The organism is Exiguobacterium aurantiacum DSM 6208, assembly GCF_000702585.1.
Classification (GTDB): Bacteria; Bacillota; Bacilli; order Exiguobacteriales; family Exiguobacteriaceae; genus Exiguobacterium; species Exiguobacterium aurantiacum.
On record NZ_JNIQ01000001.1, the window covers coordinates 2,548,364 to 2,568,027 of the forward strand.

General features: G+C 54.1%; 21 protein-coding genes. 9 read left to right on the forward strand and 12 right to left on the reverse strand.

From position 1 onward, the window contains the following. Nucleotides 1–58 precede the first annotated feature (58 nt). Nucleotides 59–1,198 (forward strand): alcohol dehydrogenase catalytic domain-containing protein, encoded by a 1,140-nt coding sequence (locus tag P398_RS0113420; protein WP_024369767.1) that lies wholly within the window; start codon nucleotides 59–61, stop codon nucleotides 1,196–1,198. Between the two features lie 42 nt (nucleotides 1,199–1,240). Here P398_RS0113420 and P398_RS0113425 read toward each other — a convergent pair whose 3' ends face one another. The 3 genes from P398_RS0113425 to abc-f form a co-directional block, all read right to left on the reverse strand. Continuing rightward, nucleotides 1,241–2,146, reverse strand: coding sequence for a cation diffusion facilitator family transporter (locus P398_RS0113425; protein WP_029335706.1), 906 nt, complete (start codon nucleotides 2,144–2,146; stop codon nucleotides 1,241–1,243). 113 nt (nucleotides 2,147–2,259) lie between these two features. After that, on the reverse strand, nucleotides 2,260–3,024 hold the full coding sequence (locus tag P398_RS0113430; protein WP_029335707.1) for a hypothetical protein: 765 nt from the start codon (nucleotides 3,022–3,024) through the stop codon (nucleotides 2,260–2,262). Nucleotides 3,025–3,036: 12 nt separating this feature from the next. Further along, a complete protein-coding gene (gene abc-f, locus P398_RS0113435; protein WP_029335708.1) occupies nucleotides 3,037–4,731 on the reverse strand; it encodes a ribosomal protection-like ABC-F family protein in 1,695 nt (564 codons plus the stop codon). 365 nt (nucleotides 4,732–5,096) lie between these two features. On the opposite strand from abc-f, the gene P398_RS0113440 reads away from it, so the two are divergent. From P398_RS0113440 to P398_RS0113450, 3 genes are all read left to right on the forward strand, one after another. Next, nucleotides 5,097–6,008, forward strand: coding sequence for an MBL fold metallo-hydrolase (locus tag P398_RS0113440; protein ID WP_029335710.1), 912 nt, complete (start codon nucleotides 5,097–5,099; stop codon nucleotides 6,006–6,008). A gap of 61 nt (nucleotides 6,009–6,069) precedes the next feature. Further along, a complete protein-coding gene (locus P398_RS0113445) occupies nucleotides 6,070–6,903 on the forward strand; it encodes an aldo/keto reductase (protein WP_029335711.1) in 834 nt (277 codons plus the stop codon). Nucleotides 6,904–7,006: 103 nt separating this feature from the next. Further along, complete coding sequence (locus tag P398_RS0113450) at nucleotides 7,007–7,285, forward strand: hypothetical protein (RefSeq protein ID WP_029335712.1); 279 nt, start codon at nucleotides 7,007–7,009, stop codon at nucleotides 7,283–7,285. A gap of 43 nt (nucleotides 7,286–7,328) precedes the next feature. On the opposite strand, the gene P398_RS0113455 is transcribed toward P398_RS0113450, so the two are convergent. Beyond that, entirely contained in the window at nucleotides 7,329–7,853 is a 525-nt protein-coding gene (locus P398_RS0113455) for a DUF1836 domain-containing protein (protein WP_024369760.1), read from the reverse strand. 125 nt (nucleotides 7,854–7,978) lie between these two features. On the opposite strand from P398_RS0113455, the gene trhA reads away from it, so the two are divergent. Next, nucleotides 7,979–8,623, forward strand: coding sequence for a PAQR family membrane homeostasis protein TrhA (trhA, locus tag P398_RS0113460; RefSeq protein WP_024369759.1), 645 nt, complete (start codon nucleotides 7,979–7,981; stop codon nucleotides 8,621–8,623). A gap of 87 nt (nucleotides 8,624–8,710) precedes the next feature. Beyond that, nucleotides 8,711–9,406 carry a DsbA family oxidoreductase gene (locus tag P398_RS0113465; protein ID WP_029335713.1) on the forward strand — a complete coding sequence of 232 codons (696 nt, stop codon included), beginning with the start codon at nucleotides 8,711–8,713 and terminating at the stop codon, nucleotides 9,404–9,406. A gap of 89 nt (nucleotides 9,407–9,495) precedes the next feature. Here P398_RS0113465 and P398_RS0113470 read toward each other — a convergent pair whose 3' ends face one another. Both P398_RS0113470 and relB read right to left on the reverse strand, forming a co-directional pair. Beyond that, entirely contained in the window at nucleotides 9,496–9,765 is a 270-nt protein-coding gene (locus tag P398_RS0113470) for a type II toxin-antitoxin system RelE family toxin (protein WP_029335715.1), read from the reverse strand. Further along, a complete protein-coding gene (gene relB / locus P398_RS0113475; RefSeq protein ID WP_029335717.1) occupies nucleotides 9,762–9,986 on the reverse strand; it encodes a type II toxin-antitoxin system RelB family antitoxin in 225 nt (74 codons plus the stop codon). The genes P398_RS0113470 and relB overlap by 4 nt, the downstream gene beginning before the upstream one ends. Nucleotides 9,987–10,126: 140 nt before the next feature. Between relB and P398_RS0113480 the strand changes: the two genes are divergently transcribed. Then, nucleotides 10,127–11,341: an MFS transporter gene (locus P398_RS0113480; protein ID WP_029335718.1), complete on the forward strand. Its 1,215-nt coding sequence runs from the start codon at nucleotides 10,127–10,129 to the stop codon at nucleotides 11,339–11,341. A 22-nt stretch (nucleotides 11,342–11,363) separates the two neighbouring features. On the opposite strand, the gene P398_RS0113485 is transcribed toward P398_RS0113480, so the two are convergent. Both P398_RS0113485 and P398_RS17195 read right to left on the reverse strand, forming a co-directional pair. After that, nucleotides 11,364–12,458, reverse strand: coding sequence for an MBL fold metallo-hydrolase (locus P398_RS0113485; protein ID WP_235263393.1), 1,095 nt, complete (start codon nucleotides 12,456–12,458; stop codon nucleotides 11,364–11,366). 98 nt (nucleotides 12,459–12,556) lie between these two features. Then, nucleotides 12,557–13,117 carry a VanZ family protein gene (locus tag P398_RS17195; RefSeq protein WP_029335722.1) on the reverse strand — a complete coding sequence of 187 codons (561 nt, stop codon included), beginning with the start codon at nucleotides 13,115–13,117 and terminating at the stop codon, nucleotides 12,557–12,559. A gap of 263 nt (nucleotides 13,118–13,380) precedes the next feature. On the opposite strand from P398_RS17195, the gene P398_RS0113495 reads away from it, so the two are divergent. Further along, on the forward strand, nucleotides 13,381–14,502 hold the full coding sequence (locus tag P398_RS0113495) for an ISL3 family transposase (protein WP_235263488.1): 1,122 nt from the start codon (nucleotides 13,381–13,383) through the stop codon (nucleotides 14,500–14,502). A gap of 57 nt (nucleotides 14,503–14,559) precedes the next feature. Here P398_RS0113495 and P398_RS0113500 read toward each other — a convergent pair whose 3' ends face one another. Genes P398_RS0113500 through P398_RS0113510 form a run of 3 tightly spaced genes read right to left on the reverse strand, consistent with a single transcriptional unit; the run spans nucleotide 14,560 to nucleotide 16,227 of the window. Next, entirely contained in the window at nucleotides 14,560–15,111 is a 552-nt protein-coding gene (locus tag P398_RS0113500) for an SCO family protein (RefSeq protein ID WP_174233479.1), read from the reverse strand. 40 nt (nucleotides 15,112–15,151) lie between these two features. Continuing rightward, nucleotides 15,152–15,568 carry a disulfide oxidoreductase gene (locus P398_RS0113505; RefSeq protein ID WP_029335729.1) on the reverse strand — a complete coding sequence of 139 codons (417 nt, stop codon included), beginning with the start codon at nucleotides 15,566–15,568 and terminating at the stop codon, nucleotides 15,152–15,154. Beyond that, a complete protein-coding gene (locus P398_RS0113510) occupies nucleotides 15,565–16,227 on the reverse strand; it encodes a DsbA family protein (RefSeq protein ID WP_024371879.1) in 663 nt (220 codons plus the stop codon). Before P398_RS0113510 ends, P398_RS0113505 begins: the two co-directional genes overlap by 4 nt. A gap of 155 nt (nucleotides 16,228–16,382) precedes the next feature. Here P398_RS0113510 and P398_RS0113515 point away from each other — a divergent pair, with 155 nt between their 5' ends. Continuing rightward, nucleotides 16,383–17,978, forward strand: a complete 1,596-nt coding sequence (locus P398_RS0113515) for a diguanylate cyclase domain-containing protein (protein ID WP_029335731.1) — start codon at nucleotides 16,383–16,385, stop codon at nucleotides 17,976–17,978. 66 nt (nucleotides 17,979–18,044) lie between these two features. Here the strand turns inward: P398_RS0113515 and P398_RS16650 are convergent. Continuing rightward, a protein-coding gene (locus tag P398_RS16650) for an IS3 family transposase (RefSeq protein ID WP_115336706.1) occupies nucleotides 18,045–19,615 on the reverse strand; the annotation gives its coding sequence in 2 pieces (ribosomal slippage) (nucleotides 18,045–18,976 and nucleotides 18,976–19,615; 1,572 coding nt in all). Nucleotides 19,616–19,664: the final 49 nt, after the last annotated feature.

Consider the following 19,664-nt stretch of genomic DNA (forward strand, 5'->3'; position numbering starts at 1 on the left):
GCGGGTACAGTACACGTGTTGTGATTGACCCGTTTTTTGAAAAAGGAGGAATGAATGTATGCGCGCAGTGACGTACCAAGGTGCAAAGAACATCGAAGTGAAGGACGTGAAAGACCCAGAAATCGAGAACCGAGAGGAGATTATCGTCAAAATCACCTCGACGGCCATCTGCGGCTCGGACTTGCACATCTACTTAGGCAACATGCCGACCCGGCACGGTTACGTCATCGGCCATGAGCCGATGGGCATCGTCGAAGAAGTCGGTCCCGACGTGACGAAAGTGAAAAAGGGCGACCGTGTCGTCTTACCGTTCAACGTCTCGTGCGGGCATTGTTTCTACTGCGAGAACGAGATGGAGAGCCAATGCGACAACTCGAACCACGCTCCGCATACGGACGCGGGCGGCTACTTCGGTTTCACGGAGCAGTTCGGTAACCATCCGGGCGGCCAAGCCGAATATTTGAAAGTCCCGTACGGTAACTTCATGCCGCTCGTCATTCCCGAATCGTGTGAGCTCGAGGACGAGGCGTTGCTCTTCTTGTCCGACGTCATCCCGACCGCTTGGTGGAGCTTGGAAAGTTCCGGCATGAAGGCAGGCGACACAGTCGTCGTCCTCGGTTCTGGACCGGTCGGGCTCATGACGCAGAAGCTCGCCTGGGTCCGGGGCGCTAAGCGCGTCATCGCCGTCGATCCTGAGCTGTATCGCTTGAATCGGGCGAAACTGTCGAACAACGTCGAGACGGTGCTCATGAAAGACCCGATCGACACCGGGAAATATATTTATGAGATCACAAACGGTGGGGCCGACGTCGTCATCGACTGTGTCGGCTTCGACGGCAAAATGTCGCCGATCGAGAAAGTGGAACAGAAATTGATGGTCCAAGGCGGGACGCTCAGCGCCATCAAAGTCGCCAAAGAAGCGGTCCGGAAGTTCGGGACGGTTCAGCTGACCGGGATATACGCGATGAACTATAATCAATTCCCGCTCGGTGACTTTTTCACACGTAACGTCAGCATCAAGACGGGCCAAGCGCCGGTCATCCACTATATGCCGGAGCTGTTCCAAATGATCGTCGACAAGAAGTTCGACCCGACCGACATCATCACGCACCGGATGCCGCTCGATCAGGCGGCGGACGCGTATAAAATCTTTAACGACCATCTCGACGACTGCGTCAAAGTCGTCTTGAAGCCATAACGAAAGCGGTCCCCGAGACAAACCTCAGGGACCGCTTGTTGTTTACCAAATCGTCCGTTCCTCACAGCACTGGGATGCCCGTTCGATTTGGACGGTCGAACGTTTGAACGTGCCGAACCGCTTCATACGGTCCGTCACCTCGTGCAATACTTCCTGGTCATCAGTCGCCTCGCCGATCAAAACGTGACACGTCACGGCGAATTCGTTCGAGGTGATCGACCAGACGTGCAAGTCATGGACCTCTTTGACGCCGGCGACGGTCATCAAGTCTTGTTGCATCGCGACGACGTCGACTTCCGCCGGCGCCCCTTCCATCAATATATGGACGGCGTCACGCGTGACCCGATAGCCGCTGATCAAGATGAGGACGGCGACGAACACGCTCGCAATCGAGTCGGCGAGCGTCCAACCGAACAACAGGATGAGGAGCGCCGCCGTGATGGCCCCGACCGAACCGAGCAAATCGCCGAACACGTGCAAGAGCGCACTCCGCACGTTCAAGTTGTCCCGCTCGCCCCGCATCAAGATCCACGCCGCGAGCACATTGACGAGCAAACCGATGACGGCGATCGCGAGCATACCTTCACTCATGATCTCAGGTGGTGCGAACAGGCGTTTATACGCCTCGATGATGATATAGATGGAGATGACGAGCAACGTCAACCCGTTCACGAACGCCGCTAATATCTCGAAGCGCCGATAACCGAACGTCCGATCCGGCGTCGCCCGTCTCGCCCCGAAGCGGACGGCGAGGAAACTGAGGCCGAGCGCCGCGGCATCGCCGAGCATGTGTCCGGCGTCCGAGAGCAAAGCGAGACTGTTCGTCCACAACCCGCCGATGACTTCGACGACCATGAACGTCGCGATCAACACGAACGCCCAGAACAGCGCCCGTTGATTCGTCGTATGGTGGTGATGGTCGTGTCCGTGATGCTCATGTCCCGACATATGACTCCCTCCCTTTCCTTCATTATATTCCTCTCACCTCAAACATTCAAACGTTCATTTGATTGTTAGCGCGAAAAACGACGCTGACAGGAATCCCCATCAACGTCGCATCGTTACTTTTGTTCAAGGCGGACCCGCATGATGCCGCTGTAAGGGAACAGCTTCAATTGCACCGTCTCCCCTTCATACCAGCTGCCGGAAGGCTGTTCGCTCGACGCTGTCGCGTCTGGTGTCGCTACAGTCTGACGGTCCCAGTCGATCGCCTTCACTCGCCCATCGCGCATCATGAGGAAGTAGCCGTCGTAGAAGTGGTACTCGTTCACTTGGTCACGCTGCACCGCTTTTGGTGCGCCGAGCGTCGTCCGGATAGACTCGCGATCTTTACCGAGCAAGTCGAGCGCCGATTCGGATGCTGTCGGCAACACTTGTTGCCACGCCGATTTGATGTCCTCGTCCGATTGTGACGTCGTCGCGGTCGTCACCCGGTCTTCGGTCACCCACCCTGTCATCCGTTCATTCAGCTGCAGCTTGACGAAGCCGCTTACCGTCTCGAGCCGCTCATAGCGGTCGCCAAGGTCGGCTTCATAGACGACGGTCACCCGGTCGTCCGCGTACACTTTCGTATACGGGGCCTCGATATAGACGACGTCTTCTGTTTCTTCCTCGACCGCCGGCTCGTCTTCAGACTCCGCGCCGACCATCTCGGTAGCGATGTCGTCTGACTGCGGTAACGCCGTCTCCTTCTTCTTCGAATCCATGAGTGCCGCCAACGCGATCACCCCGACCAAAGATGCGATCAATACGAACGCCGTCAACGATCTAAATAACCGTTTGCGCTTCCGCGATGCGGCCCGTGATGCCCGAACTTCTTCCTTCATGATTTTCCACCCCTACTCGTTTCGTCTCATCTGTTCGGATTCGTCAAACGGTAATACGTTTCCTGCCTCGTCGAAAAATTTTTGTTCCTCGTTCGCGAGCGCCTCGATCGTGCGGAGCGCGGCGTCGACGTCGACCGGCGGACCCGTCTCCTTCGCATGGACCTTCACCGTCTCCCCGAGCTCGATGACCCGGTCGGTCAATCGATGGAACGTACGGTCGTGCGAGATGAGAATCAACCCGCCCCGGTACACCTCAAGTGCGGTCTCGATTTGCTCACGCGTCGCCACGTCCAAATAGTTGGTCGGTTCATCGAGGGCTAGCAAGTGCGCGTCCGAGAAGTAGAGGATGAGGAAGGCGATGCGACACTTCTCCCCCATGCTCGCTTCACGAATCGGCTTATACACTTCGTCGCGCCGAAACAAGAAGTGGGCGAGGAGCGTCCTCGCTTCCGTCTCCGGGATGTCACTTTCGGCGAGCAGGGCGTCGAGCAACGTCCCATCGTCCGGTAATTTGGCGAGCGTCTGCGAAAAATAGCCGATCTTCAGCCTCGGGTGCCGCGTCACGTTGCCCGATTCCGGAACGAGCTCACCGGTGATCAGTTTCAAGAGCGTCGTCTTGCCTGAACCGTTCGGTCCGACGATCGAGATGCGGTCGCCGCGGTTGATTGTGAACGAGAGCCGTTCGAACAACGGACGCCCATAGCCAAACGAGACGTCATCGAATGACAGCCACGTGCTCGCCTCGAGCGGGTCGGTCTGGAACCGGACGTGGATATGGGTCGCCTCTTTCGGCTTGTCAGGACGCGCCGTCTCGAGCTGTTCCAGTTTTCGTTCCCTCGCCTTCATTTTGACGGCAAGGTTCGCTGCCCCTTTTTGGGCACCGGGACTTCTGACGCTCGCCGTCGCTTTCGCTCTCAAATGCCAGCCCTTGTATCGATGAATCATATCGAGCAGTTCCGACTTCCGTGCCACGTAGCGATCGTGGTCGCGTGCGTCACGTCGTTGTTCTTCTCGCTTTTGAGCCGTGTACGCCGTATAATTTCCCGGGTAACGTGTGACACGCCCCTCTTCTAACTCGAGGATGACGGTGGCAATATCGTCGATGAATTGTCGGTCGTGGGAGATGGCGAGCACCGTCCCGTCGAACTCGTTGACCCATTCGGTCAACCACTCGATTGAATCGATATCGAGATGGTTCGTCGGCTCGTCAAGCAGAACGACATCGACGCGACGCATCGTCAGTCGCGCTAGCTGAACGCGCGTCTGTTCGCCCCCGCTCAGTTCGCGCAGTCGGCTCGTCTCGTGTGCTTCGAGGCCGAGTTGTTTGAGCGCTCGTCTCGCTTCGTCCTCGAGCCCGAAGACATCGGCCGCTAGCGCCTCGTCGTACACGCAAAGCACTCGTTGTGTGTCACCCGACGTGACGGCCGCATAGAGCGGATAACGTTCAAGGTCGCCTCGCATGACGTACTCGAGTGCGGTCGAGTCATTTTCCAACACCGTCTGTTCGACGACGCCGATCGTGCCTCGTACATCGACCTTCCCCGCTTCTGGCACGAGTTTCCCGACAATCAATTGGAAGAGCGTCGTCTTCCCGGACCCGTTCGTCCCGAATAACACGGCCCGTTCGTTTGGCGCCACCTCGAAGGAGACGCCGTCAAATAAGGGTTGCCGGTCGTGATCGAACCGGACTTGTTGAATGGATAACATACTTGTTTCACCTCGCTTATTGGTCCGATACGCGATGAAACAAAAAACACCATCCGCATGTAGCGATGGTGTGAAGAGATCCGGTCAAGCGGAAAAAAGGGTCACCCCCGCGGCTTGAAATTGGACACACTTCACCCGTGACTGTTCGTGCGAACAGTGATGATTCGTTTCATCGTTTGAGTGAGTGTGACTTTTTCATGGCACGCGGTACCTTCCTTTCCTAATCTACTGCCACCGTACCAAATTGAAAGCGGATTCGCAAGGTCCGGACCATAATCTCCCATCGTTTCTACGGCTTCGGGCTGATGCGGGTTCGACGTGCGAGCGGTATGATGAAACCATCTTAGATTGATGAGGTGAATGATATGAGACTTCGAAACCTGCTCGTCCCGAGCGCCGTGTTGGCGAGCGTCGGTACGTTCTTCTATACGCGATTGAAACAAAAGTTACCACGACCCGAGTTCAAACGCCCGACCATCAAGCCTGACTTGTCCTCTCTCGACGAGACGAGCGTCAGCGCCACGTGGATCGGCCATTCGACCGTGCTCATCCATTGGTACGGTCTGAAAATTTTGACCGACCCGGTATTCTCAAACCGGATCGGCGTCCACCTCGGTCCCGTCACGTTCGGGATGAAGCGGCATACCGCCCCTGCCCTGTCGATTGAAGAAATCGGGCATGTCGACGTCATCTTGCTCAGCCACGCCCACATGGACCACTTCGACCATAAAAGTTTGAAACGGCTCATCACCCGCGACACGGTCGTCATCTCGGCCCCGGGAACGAGCAAGCTGTTACGCAAATATCCGAGCCTGCAGACGCTCGAGATGCACCCGCACGACAAGTTGACGCTTGCGAACGGGCTCAACGTGCAAGCGATCCCGGTCGCCCACTGGGGCAACCGCTTCCCATGGGACAAACATATGGGGTATAACGGCTACGTCTTGAAATATAAAGGCGTCCGTATGCTGTTCGCCGGTGACACGGCCTATACCGAATCGTTCAACGGCCTCGCGAGCAAAGAGCCGATCGACCTCGCCTTCTTCCCGATCGGCGCCTATCAGCCCGACTCGTTCCAAGAAGCGCATTGCACACCGGAACAGGCGTGGACGATGTTCAAACAGAGCGGGGCGAAACGGTTCTTCCCGATGCATTGGGACACGTTCGTCTTGTCGTACGAGCCGGTCGAGGAGCCTTACGCACGACTCGTCGCCGCAGCGAAACTAGACCGTGACCAAATCGTGATCAAAGCGCACGGAGAAAGCATTCAGCTGTAGCTTTCACTTTCACTTTCGACCGAATTTCGGTAACGTTAGAAGTGATAGGGAGGGAATCAATATGGAATGGACAACACTTAACAATGATGTATCGATGCCGATGCTCGGACTCGGCGTGTACAAGGTCGAGGACGGTTCCGTGACGGTCGATACGGTGAAGGCGGCGCTTGACGCCGGATACCGATTGATCGACACGGCCGCCATCTATCAGAACGAGGAGAGCGTCGGACGCGCGATTCGGGAATCGAGCGTCCCGCGTGAAGAGATTTTCGTGACGACGAAACTTTGGAACGAGTACCACGGGTTTGACGAGGCGCTCCAGGCGTTCCAAGACAGTCTCGACCGGCTCGGCCTCGACTATGTCGACTTATTTTTGATCCATTGGCCGATGCCGCGCTTCGGCAAGTTCGTCGAGACATACAAAGCGCTCGAACAACTTTACGAAGAAGGCAAAGTACGGGCCATCGGCGTCTCGAACTTCGAGGTCAGCCACCTCGAACAGATCATCCAATCGTGCTCGATCGTGCCGGCCGTGAACCAAGTCGAGATTCACCCATACTTGTCCCAAAAAGAGTTGATTGCGTTCTGCAAACGATATGACATCCAAATCCAGGCGTGGAGCCCGCTCATGAAGGGCCGTGAGGCGCTCGTTGACCCGGTCATCACGGACATCGCGACGAAGCACGGCAAGTCACCGGCCCAAGTCATCTTGCGCTGGCACTTACAGAACGGTGTCGCCGTCATTCCGAAATCGATCACACCGAGCCGGATTCAAGAGAATATCCAAGTGTTCGACTTCACGTTGACGAAAGAGGACATGGCAGCGATCGACGGGCTGAACCGAGACGAACGGACCGGGTCCGACCCGAACGAGATGCATAAAATCCATTATTGAGAAGAGATGGAACTGTTCAAAAAACGAGCTTCCGACTTGACCGGCTTCAGCGATATCGATGACGTGTTCGAGTAGTATATTAATGACTAAAAGGCGGTGACGTATGGACCTCATGTGGATGTTGATTCTGTTCGGCTTGTTCATGCTTTCCATTTTGACCGTATTCATCAGTAGTGTGCTCAATGCGCTGTTTAGACAGCTTCATCCACTCGTCCACGTCGTCATCGTCGCCGCACTCAGTTATGTTTTCTCGAACCTCTTCTATGACCAACATACATTTTGGCCAGTGGTCTTCGTCGTCACGATCAATTACGCGGCGCCACTTCTCGTCGTAACGCTCTACAACAAGGGCGTGCGCTTTGAGCGCGAACGCCTGAAATGACGAAATGCCCCCTAGACTCCAATCGGATTCTAAGGGGCATTTTTCATTTACCTTCATCAATCAACTGTTCAGCGAGCCGTTGGAACAAATGACTCATATGGACGGCCGAGGCGATGGCGAGCGACTGTTGGATGCCGTTCGTCTCGTTCGTCCGCACGTTGGCGAGAAGCGTCTCGGCCTGCGCCTCGAACGCCTGCATGTTTTGCACTTTCTGGACTTGATACGCGTCATAGAAGTCCTCGAGCGAGAATTCCTCGTCCGACTCGTTCAACGGCCGGAGCGTCTCTTTGATGTCATTGATTGAAAGTAACCCCTTCATCTCGTAGATCAAGCTGAGCAGCATCAAGTGCTCGTTCGTATACTTCTTGTTTTTGACAGGATGGAACAGCTTGCCTTTAGCATAGTTGTTGATCATCGTCTTCGTCAAAATCGTCTCGGTCTCGTCGCGCTTCATCTTGCCGTAATGTTGCTCGAACAGTTGAATGACTTGGTCCATATATAAGTCGATCGTCGGGAGCACCTGCTTCGGCAGCGTCCCTTCCGTCTGGACGATATCGGTCGGCTTCATCTACATCACCTCTCCTTTAGTATACGAATAAACCCGGTTTGTCGAAACAAAAACCTTGTTGTTTTCATGTGTTCAGCTTATCATGTAGTTATGAATACTACATGATGTGATAAGGAGTGTTTTACATGAATTCGATTTTTCGGGAACCGATTAACGCATTGACCCATTTAGCTGGGGCCGTGCTCGCATTCGTCGCGTTGATTGCGATGACGGTGAAAGCATCGATGCTCGGGGAGCCGCTCGCTATTATGGCGGCGATTTTATTCGGCATCAGTCTCGTGTTTTTATACTTATCGTCCGGCCTTTACCACAGCATCATCGCCTCGCCGAACGTGATCGCTTTCTTCCGGAGAATCGATCATGCGATGATTTATGCGTTGATCGCCGGGACGTACGCACCGCTCACCTTGCTCGCGCTCGAAGGTCCGACGCGTTGGGTGTTGTTTGGCACGGTGCACGCCCTCGCCTTGTTCGGCATCATCTTCAAACTCGTCTGGTTCCACGCGCCGCGCTTCTTGTCGACGGCACTTTATATCGGGATGGGTTGGTTATCGGTGTTCTTCATCGGGCCGCTCCATAGCGTCATCGGCGACGCCGGCATCTTCTGGTTGATCCTCGGTGGCGTCATGTATACGATTGGCGGCCTCATCTACGGATTCAAACCAAAGTTCGTCAACTGGCGCGGTTGGGGCTTCCACGAGGTGTTCCACTTGTTCATCTTGTTCGGCAGCTTCGCCCACTTCGTCTGCGTGTTCTGGTATGTCTTTTGAGCCCTCCTCGTGAGGGCTTTTTTTGTTGAGCAGTTTCGTTTACTTCGATTTCAAGACATCCTACACTGACTGTAGGAGGGATTGAATATGAAAATTGAAGTTTGGTCAGACTACGTCTGCCCGTTCTGTTATATCGGCAAGCGCCGTTTAGAAGAAGCACTCGAACAGTTCCCGCACGCGGACAACGTCGAGGTGGAGTTCAAGAGCTTTGAGCTCGACCCGAACGCCCCGACGACGGATTCGTGCTCGATTTATGAAGTGCTCGCCAAGAAATACAGCATGCCGCTCGAGCAGGCGAAAACGACGACGGCGCAAGTCGCGGCCCAAGCTCGCACGGTCGGGCTTGATTACGATTTTGACAACATGGTCGTCACGGGCACGCTCGACTCACATCGGTTGACGCACTATGCGAAGACGGTCGGCAAAGAGAAGGCATTGTCAGAAGCGCTCCTGAAGGCGTATTTCGTCGACGCGAAACATATCGGCGACCATGACGTCCTCGTCGAGATCGCGACAAGTGTCGGACTCGATGCGGACGCCGTTAAAGACGTGCTCGCGTCAGACGTGTACACGGATGACGTGCGCGCTGAAGAGAAGCGCGCGAGCGATCTCGGTATCACTGGCGTCCCGTTCTTCGTCTTCGACAATAAATACGGCGTCTCTGGCGCGCAACCGACCGAGGCGTTCACACAAGTGCTCGAGAAGACGTGGGCCGAATCGGCACCGACGCTTCAAGTGATTTCGGGCGGTGCGACGTGCACGGACGACAACTGCGAGATTTGATATGAAACGAACAAAAGCAAAGCATTCGCCCATATTTGGACGAATGCTTTTTAGGGTTTTCTTAAAAAACCTTATGTATACGCAATGTTTTACTTGTAGATATCTCTACGATGACCGATTTCTAAAATGAGAATTGTGATTGTCTCGTCTTGAATATCTGCAATTAGACGATAATCACCAATGCGATACCGCCATTCGCCAGAGTGATTGGCAACTAACCCTTTCCCATGACGGCGCGGATCATCTGTTCCGACCAAGTTTTTCTTGATCCAGGCCATGATGATCCGCGCCTGTTGGGGATCCATCTTTTTCAATGTTTTTTGAGCATTTCGTTCGAGTGCGACTTGATAAACTTTCATTTCAAGTTTAAATCCTTCATCATGTCGTCAAATGAAATTGCCTCAGAATGCTCTTGATGAGCCTTCATCGCTTCATGATACAATTTTAAATCGAGTTCATCCTCAATTCGTTCTAAAACAGCATCGCGGACGAGAGTGGAAAGGGTAAGATTCTTCGTTTTCGCATACTCTCTAATGAGACGAGCATCCTCTTCGTCGAGTCGAACAGATATTGTACTCATATGATCGCCCTCCTTTGTAATACATTGTATTACAAAAATACATATTTGTATAGCCGAATCCTCGGCTTCTTTTTTGTAGCTTTCTGAATCGTTCTGAAGGATAATTATTATTAGCTAATAAGAATCGAGGACTTATCCATATGTGGAAAAATCGCAACGTCTGGATCATCTTGACCGGGGAGTTCGTGGCCGGTCTCGGGCTTTGGCTCGGCATCATCGGCAACTTGGAGTTCATGCAGGAGAAAGTGCCGTCTGACTTCGTCAAGGCACTCATCTTAGCCGGTGGATTGCTCGCCGGGGTCGCCATCGGGCCGCTCGCGGGTCGACTCACCGATCAAGGCTCGAAAAAGAAAATCATGCTCATCTCAAGCATCGTCCGGGCGCTCAGCGTCCTGTTCATGTTCGTCGCCATCGAGACGGGCAGCGTCCTCTGGATGGTCGTCTTCCTCGTCTTCCTACAAGGGTCGGCCGCGTTCTACTTTCCGGCGCTCCAGGCGGCCATCCCCCTCATCGTCAAAGAACGGGAACTGCTCGCCTTGAACGGCATCCATATGAACGTGTCGACGTTGTCGCGCGTCATCGGGACGGCCATCGCCGGCATTTTGCTCACGCTCATCTCGCTTCGGGACGTCTACGCGCTCTCGCTCGTCGCCTATTTGCTCCTCGCTGTGGCGACATGGTTCCTGAAGATCGACGAGACGGCCGTACCGTCCGCGAAGAAAGTCGACAAGTCGTCCGGCGGCTTCAAGGACGTCTTCCCGATCATCAAGTCGATCCCGGTCATCTTCATGACGCTCGTCATGACACTCATCCCGCTCCTCTTTATCGGCGGGTTCAACTTGCTCGTCATCAACATTAGCGAGCTGCAAGATTCGACGGCGATCAAAGGCTGGATTTATACAGCGGAAGGGATTGCCTTCATGATCGGCGCGTTCGTCATCAAACGGATCGGCGAGAAGTTCTCCGTCTTCTCGATTCTGTTCACGTTCTCGTTCTTGATCGGCGTCGCCCAGCTCATGCTCTACTTCGCTGACATTCCGGCCGTCTCGATCGCGGCGTTCGTCTTGTTCGGCTTCTCGGTCGGCTGTTTCTTCCCGACCGCGGTGACGATTTTCCAAACACGGATGCCGAAGGACTATCACGGCCGCTTCTTCTCGTTCCGGAACATGCTCGACCGGATCGTCTTCCAAGTCGTCCTGCTCGTCACGGGCTTCTTCCTCGACTTGATCGGTTTACAACTCATGGTCATCTTGTTCGGGATCAGCTCCATCCTCATGACGGGGGCGTTCCTCGTCTATACGCGGAAACATGAACTGCATATCGAGAAAGAGGAGGCCGAACGCCTCTCTTCCTAAAGACAAGCGGTGACCGAATCGGTCACCGCTTGTTCGCGTCTTCCATGTCACGCCACCACGTTTTCGTGTCGTTCCGTCCGTCGAGCGTGATGCGTTCGCCGATCACCGGCGTCAAGACGTCGTCTTTCGGTAAAAGCGTGACCATCTGTTCGGCCGGGTCGAACCAATCATGGAACGACAAGGTGAACGCGCCCCAGTGAATCGGGAGCACTTTGTCGGCCCGTACGTCATGAAACGCCTGCGCCGTCTCATGCGGCTGCATGTGCACGTCCGGCCAGCGTTCATCGTATTGGCCACACTCGAGCGCCGCGAAATCGAACGGGCCATAAGTGTCACCGATCTCTTTGAAATGCGGGCCATAGCCACCGTCCCCGCTGAAGAACAGACGATCCGTCTCGCCGATGACGACCCACGACGCCCAAAGCGTCGCATTCCGGTCCGTGAGCGAGCGTCCTGAGAAGTGACGGGCCGGTGTACAGACGAACGTCCATGACCCGAACGTATACGTGTCGCCCCAATCACGTTCGACGATGCGTTCGGCCCCGATGCCCCACCGTTTCAAGTGACTGCCGACGCCGAGTGGGACGATGAACGTCGCGACCCGGTCTTCAATCGCTTGAATCGATGCATAGTCCAAATGGTCGTAATGGTCGTGCGTGAGCAAGACGACGTCAATCTCCGGTAAGTCATCGAGTTCGAACGGCAAGTCTTCACTGAACCGTTCATTCTTCGCGAACGGGAGCGGTGACGGGCTGCGGCCGAACATCGGGTCGACGAGCATCGTCTTTCCGTCCATTTGAACGAGCAGTGCCGAATGGCCGAGCCAGTAGACGCGCGTGAAGCTCGACCCGAGTTTCTCCGTGAAATCGATCGGCACGACCGGGAGCGGCTCGCTCGGTTTCCGCCGCGAGTTCACGTTCACATAGTCTCGTGTCATCGAGATCATGTCATCTGATGAGAATCGCATCGGCGTATCGAGCAAGTTACGGAACTTGCCGTTCACCAAATGCGGCGACTCGAGCGCCTTCGGCTTACGTCCGAGCGGTTTATACTGCGTGAGCACGGTACCGGTCACGGCGGCCATGCCAATCAATGAAAACAATAGCGTCTTTTTCACGTTCATCCTCTTCCCCATATGATAATGTTTGTCTCATTATACGATGAAGTAGCGGAATGCGCATGATTCTTCCTTTACCGAACGTGTTGAATCTTCGCTTACGCCGTCTTTCGTTTATATGAATTCGCTTGGCTCCTGTTTGAGATCAAAGAGCCTATCCACAGTCCGAACCAACCACCTAAGGAATTCAACAGAAGATCATCGACATTGAATCCTCGATCTATGAAACCGAACTTTGTTAAGACAAGTTGAGTCAGTTCAATGACGACCGTTGTCAGAATGACAAGCACGAGTCCCCGTCTAGGTCGAAGTTTATAAAGTGAGGTGAGATATATTCCAAGCGGAATCAGTAACAGAAAGTTGTACGTAGTCAACTTGACCGAGTTCCAAAAGAACCACGACCCGCGCATACTGACCATGTACCAATCGTACACAAATCGGAACGGGACGAGTTGAACGCGATCAATCATCAGCGTTTGTGCCGGAAATTGAAGATAACCGATGGTGAGGTGAACGACTACAATCATATAGACGATCGAACTATGAATGAATGCGCGACGCCATAGGTTTGTAAATCGATGTTTGTACAGATCGATGAGAAAATAGATTCCCCATCCGATTATGCCGATGAGCGTGAAGACTGGTATGGCGATATACATTGTTTGTTCTCCATTCTAATTTTCAATTGGTAATAAGATGAAAAAAGTTAATTACTTTTATTACTATAATAGTTTTAAACTGGCTCATCACCATAAGGTGTGGTTGACACATAAAATCCATCGGATTTTGAATTGAACATAGAAAAAAAGCGAAAACCCCGGTATCGTAATTGTTGCTTAGACAAACCACGATTGGAGTTTTCGCTTTGTCCCAACAGTTTATCAAATTACTTCTTCCACTTCCAGCCCTTTTTCAGATCCAAATGTCGTCAGACGAAGAACCAAACGTTTTTCCGGTCATCCCGGGTCGACATGACATCCCTTGTCCGCTTTGCCAGAGAAAGACCATCCAGCATTCGAAAAAGCGGCGTCGCTTTCGACACGGTCATGCGTGGAACGTCGGTGTACTCTGGATCGAACTGGATGTCCCACGTCAAAGATGCACCTCTTGTGATTTGACGTTCGTGTATGACTACGGTCTCGGGCTCGTCCGCACTTCCACCGAGGTTTTCCGGAAAGGCATCGCAAAACGTTGCCACGGACGGACGATCTCAGATGTCGCACGCGAGTACGGCCTCCCTTATACGACGGTGGAGCGCTGGTTCTATCAGTACGCTTCAGTGGAGACGATGGAGCGTGCAACGCATGTCCTGGTCGACGAGTTCGCCACGAGAAAGGGGCACCACTATGCGACGATTGTCCTCGATGCCAAGAGTGGACAGCTTCTGTCCATTGTCCCGGGCCGGGACGTGGCAGCCATCACGGCAGCACTTCAAGACATATCCGGGGATATCCGTTCTGTCGTCAGTGATTTTGCACCGGCGATGGCGAAGGCCATCAACCATGTCTTCCCGGAGGTAGAACATGTGCTGGACCGGTTCCACCTCGTCCAGTTCTTCACGGACGCTCTTCGCCGACGGCGTCGTTTTTTGAACGAGGCAAGACGCCATCACCACGTTCGCGTGATCGATCGTTCGCTCGCGCGTCGCCCGGAAACGCTGACTGGGGAAGACCGGGAGGTCGCCCGTTCCTGTATTCAGGAAGATCCATTCATTCGGAACCTCTATCAAGGGCTCCAGCATATCCGGTATGTGCTGAAGGCGACGTGCGAGATACAGGCGCAACGGCGGCTGACGGACTGGTTGGACCGTTATCAGTTCCATCCGTGCGGGCCCTTAGCGAAGATCGCGAAAGCGATCCGGGTCCGAGAGCAAGCAATGCGCCAGACCATCGTGTCAAGGTTGTCGAACGGGAAGATGGAAGGGACGAACAACAAGATCAAGCTCATCAAACGCCGTGGTTATGGCTATCGAAACCTCGAACGATTCTTTTTAAGATTGCGCCTCGAGATCGGTCGTCAAAATAGCAACCACGAGTTATGGTGATGAGCCTTTAAACTTACAATTCAATCGGACATCCAAAAAAATCCTGATGCTCATGCATCAGGACTTCTGCAAAATCTTAATATCGTTGATAATGTCTTCATACGGCACGTCTTGGAAGCCCGGGTACGCTTTCACGATCTTCCCGTCCTGGTCGACGAGATAGAACCACGTCGCATGGTCGACTTGCGTCCCTTCTTCCGGTTTCCGGACGAGCGCTTTGAAGTTTTCTTGGGCGAACGCCTCAATCTCTTCTTGCGAGTAGCCCGTCAAGAACTGCCAGTCAGCCTCCGCCAAGTCGTAGTTCGCCATGAAATCTTTAATCTTGTCTGGCGTGTCGACGGTCGGGTCGACGCTGAACGAGACGAATTGGACGTCCTCCACCCCTTCTTCGACGAGCGCATCATTTAATTTTGACATGTTGAACGTCATCGGCGGACAGACCGTCTCACAGTTCGTGAACACGAAATCGGCCATCCATACCTTCCCTTTCAAATCGTCTAGACTGACCGTCTCTTCATTCTGATTCATATAGTCGAACGATTCGATATCCCAGTTGAGCGGGTCTTCGATCTCGTTGCCGCACGCGGCGAGTACGACGAACGCGCTCATGAGCGCCGCAAGTATTCCTTTTTTCAATCCATCCAACTCCTTAACGTTTTTTCACGGTGAGCAAGAGTAACGTGATGATTGTGAACGCCGTCAAAGCGAGGAACGGGATCGTCACGAACCCGAACCAATTGATGTATTGGACGTTGCACGGCACCCCTTGGGCACACGGCTTGATATCGGCGAAACCGGGTACTTTTTGCACTAAATAATGGTAAAGTGAAATGAGACCACCGACAATCGACAGCGGCAATACATATTTCTTCACCGAACGGTCATCTGTGAACACGGCGATGCCGAGCAGGGACACGAGCGGATACATAAAGATGCGTTGCATCCAACATAGTTCGCACGGGACGAACCCCCGGATCTCACTGAAATATAGACTGCCGAGCGTCGCCGTCAGCGAGACGAGCCAAGCTGCGTAAAGCCCATACCGATTAAAGAACGATCTCATCATAAGTCGTTCTCGATCAATCGCGTGATTGCCTCATAATCGAACGGATTATCGAGGATGACGCCATTGATCATGATCGTCGGGGTGAGCCGGACGTCGTTCTCTTTGACGAGTCCGTCATCGAGGCTCACTTCTTCAAGCACGGTCGAGTTTTCACTCAAGTCCGTTTTGAGCTGTGCGACATCGACCGACGTCGTCGCTTCGGCGATCTCGGTCAACCGCTCGACCGTCACCCACACCTCATCGTGGTGCTGGCTCGCCGGTTGCGCGTCATAGACGGCCTTGTGGAAATCCCAGAACGAATCCGGGTCCTGGACGTACACCGATTCCGAGGCGAGCGCCGCTAAAATCGATTCTTGTCCATGGAAGAGGACGTTAATGTAGCTGAAACTCGCCTTGCCCGTGTCGATATAGTCTTCTTTTAGTTTTGGATAGACCGTCTCACCCCACTGTTTACAAGACGGGCACTTGTAGTCACCGAACTCGACGACCGATACCGGGGCGTCAGCGTCTCCGATCGTCGGCTGCCCGTCCGTTGAGACGTGCTCGCCTTTTGACGCCGTCTCGGCTTGGTCTTCCGGCTGGTTCAACATGACGACGACCGCCGCGATGAGCACGACTGCGACGAGTGTCAGGAGGACCAACAATTTATTCTGTTTCACTGTCTTCACCTCTATGTATTAGTGTCGTCTCCATTATAACGAAAGCGCTATCTGTTTCCACGAAATCAACCTATCTTTTTCAAAACTTCACTTCATCTCGATGCGCTTTGGCCGATGAGAAGAATGACTGTGTCCATGTAGGAGGAATTATTAATATGAAATTTGTTACGATGCGCCTCGGCCTCATCTTGGCGCTCAGCATCGCCACGCTCGTGTTTTTACTCACCGTCACGTTGACGTATACGATCAGCCAGCGCTCAGGTGCTTCGCTCGAGGAAGAAATCGGCGAACGGTTATCGATGACGTCGCACCAGCTCGTCGACAAGCTCGACTTTTACATGTGGTCGCGCTATCAGGAAGTGCAGCTGCTTCAAGGGCTCGACGCCTTGAACGACCCTGACTCGAGCCGGGCGCTGCTCGACCAGGTTCAGACGAACATCCCCGCCTTCTCGTGGATGGGCGTGACCGACGCATCTGGAAACGTCGTCGCCTCGACGAACGGCATATTGGAAGGGGCCAACATCGGGGCCCGTCCCGTCTTTCTAGAAGCGCAAACCGAACCTTTCATCGGTGACGTCCACGAGGCGGTGTTACTTGCCGAGCTGTTGCCGAACCCGAGCGGCGAACCGCTTCAATTCGTCGATATTAGCGTACCGCTCTTCCGTGACGGCGCGTTCCAAGGTGTGTTGGCGACGCATCTCAGTTGGGAATGGGGCAAAGAAGTGCTCCGCCACTTTGACAGGACGCTCCACCATCAGTCTGGCTATACCGATTTGTTCGTCATGAGCGAGCGAGACAATCTCGTCTTGCTCGGACCGGACGAACTCGTCGGGAAGCCGCTCGGCTTAACACTTGAAGACGGTTGGCACGTCGTGACGTGGCCGGACGGGACGGACTATTTGACCGGCATCACCAAAGGGGAAGGCTATGACGATTACTCCGGGCTCGGCTGGAGCGTCGTCGTGCGGCAACCGGTCGACGTCGCCTTCGCCCCGGTCGCCTCGCTCGAACGGAACATCTTGTCGTTCGGGCTTATCGCAGCGCTCGTCACCGCCATTCTAGGATGGCTCCTCGCCTCGTTCATCACGCGTCCGCTCCAAAAGATAACGGAAACGGCCGCTCTCATGGAACAAGGAAAAGTGAAGACGTTCCCGCATCAATCCGGGATTCACGAAATCGAATCGCTCGCCTCCGCCCTTGAATCACTCGTGACATCGCTCACACAGGCCGAGACCGAACGCATCCATTTCGAGACGCTCGCCAACCGTGACGTCTTGACCGGGCTCGCCAACCGGACGGCGCTCCGGCATTATTTGAATGAAGCACAAACGGGTCAACACGAATACGTCTGTTTCTACATCGACCTGGACGGGTTCAAGGCAATCAACGATACGTACGGTCACGCTTCAGGCGACGACGTGCTCATCGAGATTGCCAGACGTTTAAACGAAACGTCGCTCGACAGCGCTTATCCAGTCCGGTTGAGCGGAGACGAGTTCTTTCTCTTGTTTGAACGGAACGGACGGAGCCACCGGGCAATCGCACGGATCGGAGACGACATCATCACGGCACTGTCACAACCGATCTCGTTCGAAAATGGAACGGCACGTGTCGGGGCGAGTATCGGGGCGGCGCTCTGGCGCTCGGACACGGTACCGCATACGGCCATCGAACGGGCCGACCAGGCGCTCTACCGTTCAAAAGCAAACGGCAAAAATCAAATCACGCTCGATGAGACGCTCATCGCATAAGAAAAGGTCCATGCCGCTTGTGAACTGCTCCCTGTCAAGTAGACAGGGCAAATAATGAAAACCAGCCTAGGCGGCTTGAGTCCTGTATTCGACAGGGCTCAAGCCGTTTAGTCGTTTCTGGAAACGATCATGGTTGTAGAACGATATGTAGGCCTCGATGGCTGATGTGAGTTCGCTGTAGGCCTGGAACTCACGCAAATAGTACATCTCGACTTTCAGGGTACCCCAAAAACCCTCAATCGGGGCGTTGTCGAGACAACGTCCGACCCGGGACATGCTGTGGGTCAGCCCCGCGTCTTCCACCATGCGTTTGAACCCTCTCGAGGTATATTGGAACCCTCGGTCGCTATGGATCATCGGACTCGCTCCTGAACGGAGCCCCGCGATGGCTGGGATCATCGTCTGGAAGACGAGCGCGTTGTTGTTGGATTTCCCGATGCGATAGGCGACGATCGAGCCGTCATAGAGGTCGATGATCGCGCTCAGATACGCCTTCTTCCCGGCGCCATATTTGAACTCGGTGACGTCGGTGCACCACTTCTCGTCCGGTCGGGACGCGCTGAATTCCCGGTTCATCAGGTTCTCGGCCACATGTTGCGGTGACGATTTCTTATGCCGCTTTCGTTTCTGGCGGATGACCGAACGGATCTCATGGATGCGCATGAGACGATAGATCCGCTTCTCATTGTATGCCGGCAGGCCATGTTGACGTCGTCTGCGGTTGATTGTCATGGTGAGCCGTCGATAGCCGTAGGTCCCGTTCACCTGGTCATAGAGGAGACGGATGTCCTCCAGTAAGCCCAAGTTCTCCTCCTCGCGTACCGAGACGGTACGCTTCAACCATTTGTAGTAGGCGGCCCGTGAGACCTGCGCGATTTCACACAGGAGCACGACCGGGAACGTGTCGGTCGTCGACATTTCCTCGATCGCCATGTAACGTAATTGTAGCCGGATTTGGCTGATCAACCTCTCCTCTCGATCTCCTCTAACTTTTTTAGGAACAGGTTCTCGGCCCGCAGGCGCTCGTTCTCCCGCTCGATCTGTTGGATGCGACGTTCGAGCTTCTCTTCGTTGGTCAGTTCCTCTTCTTGCTTCGTCCGTCCGCGCCGGTCCTCGAGCCCGTGCACGCCGTCGGCGTCATATTTTTTCGTCCAGCCGTAGACCTGGTGGTACGACACGGCGAATATCTCGGCCGTCTGTTGATAGTTCCGTCCATTGTCCAGGCAATACCTGACGATCTCCATGCGTTCCTCGAATGTGGTCTTTCTCCCTTTTGTCATAGCTCGATCCATCCCTTTTCTCGAATCTGTTAACTCGCTATGACTAGTATACTTCTTGATCCACCGATATAGAACCGAACGACTACTGATTTGATGTCTGGAGAGGACTTCCACCATGGTGACCCCATCGAGATAGTCACGTACGGCCGCTATTTTCTGTTCCTTTGTGTACAGTTTCCATGTCCTCGACTCCTTCAAGGCGTCGATTCCGCCGGTCTCGAATTTCACTTTCCACACCCGGAGGGTATGCTCAGAGACGTCATGGGCCTCCTCGATTTCCTTCCACGTATATGTTTCTTCTTCCATCATCCGTAGTGCACTCAGTTTTTGTTCGATTGAATGCCGACTTCTCGCCATAAAAAACACTCCCCAATCAGATAAACAGATTTGTTATTTCATCTGTCTA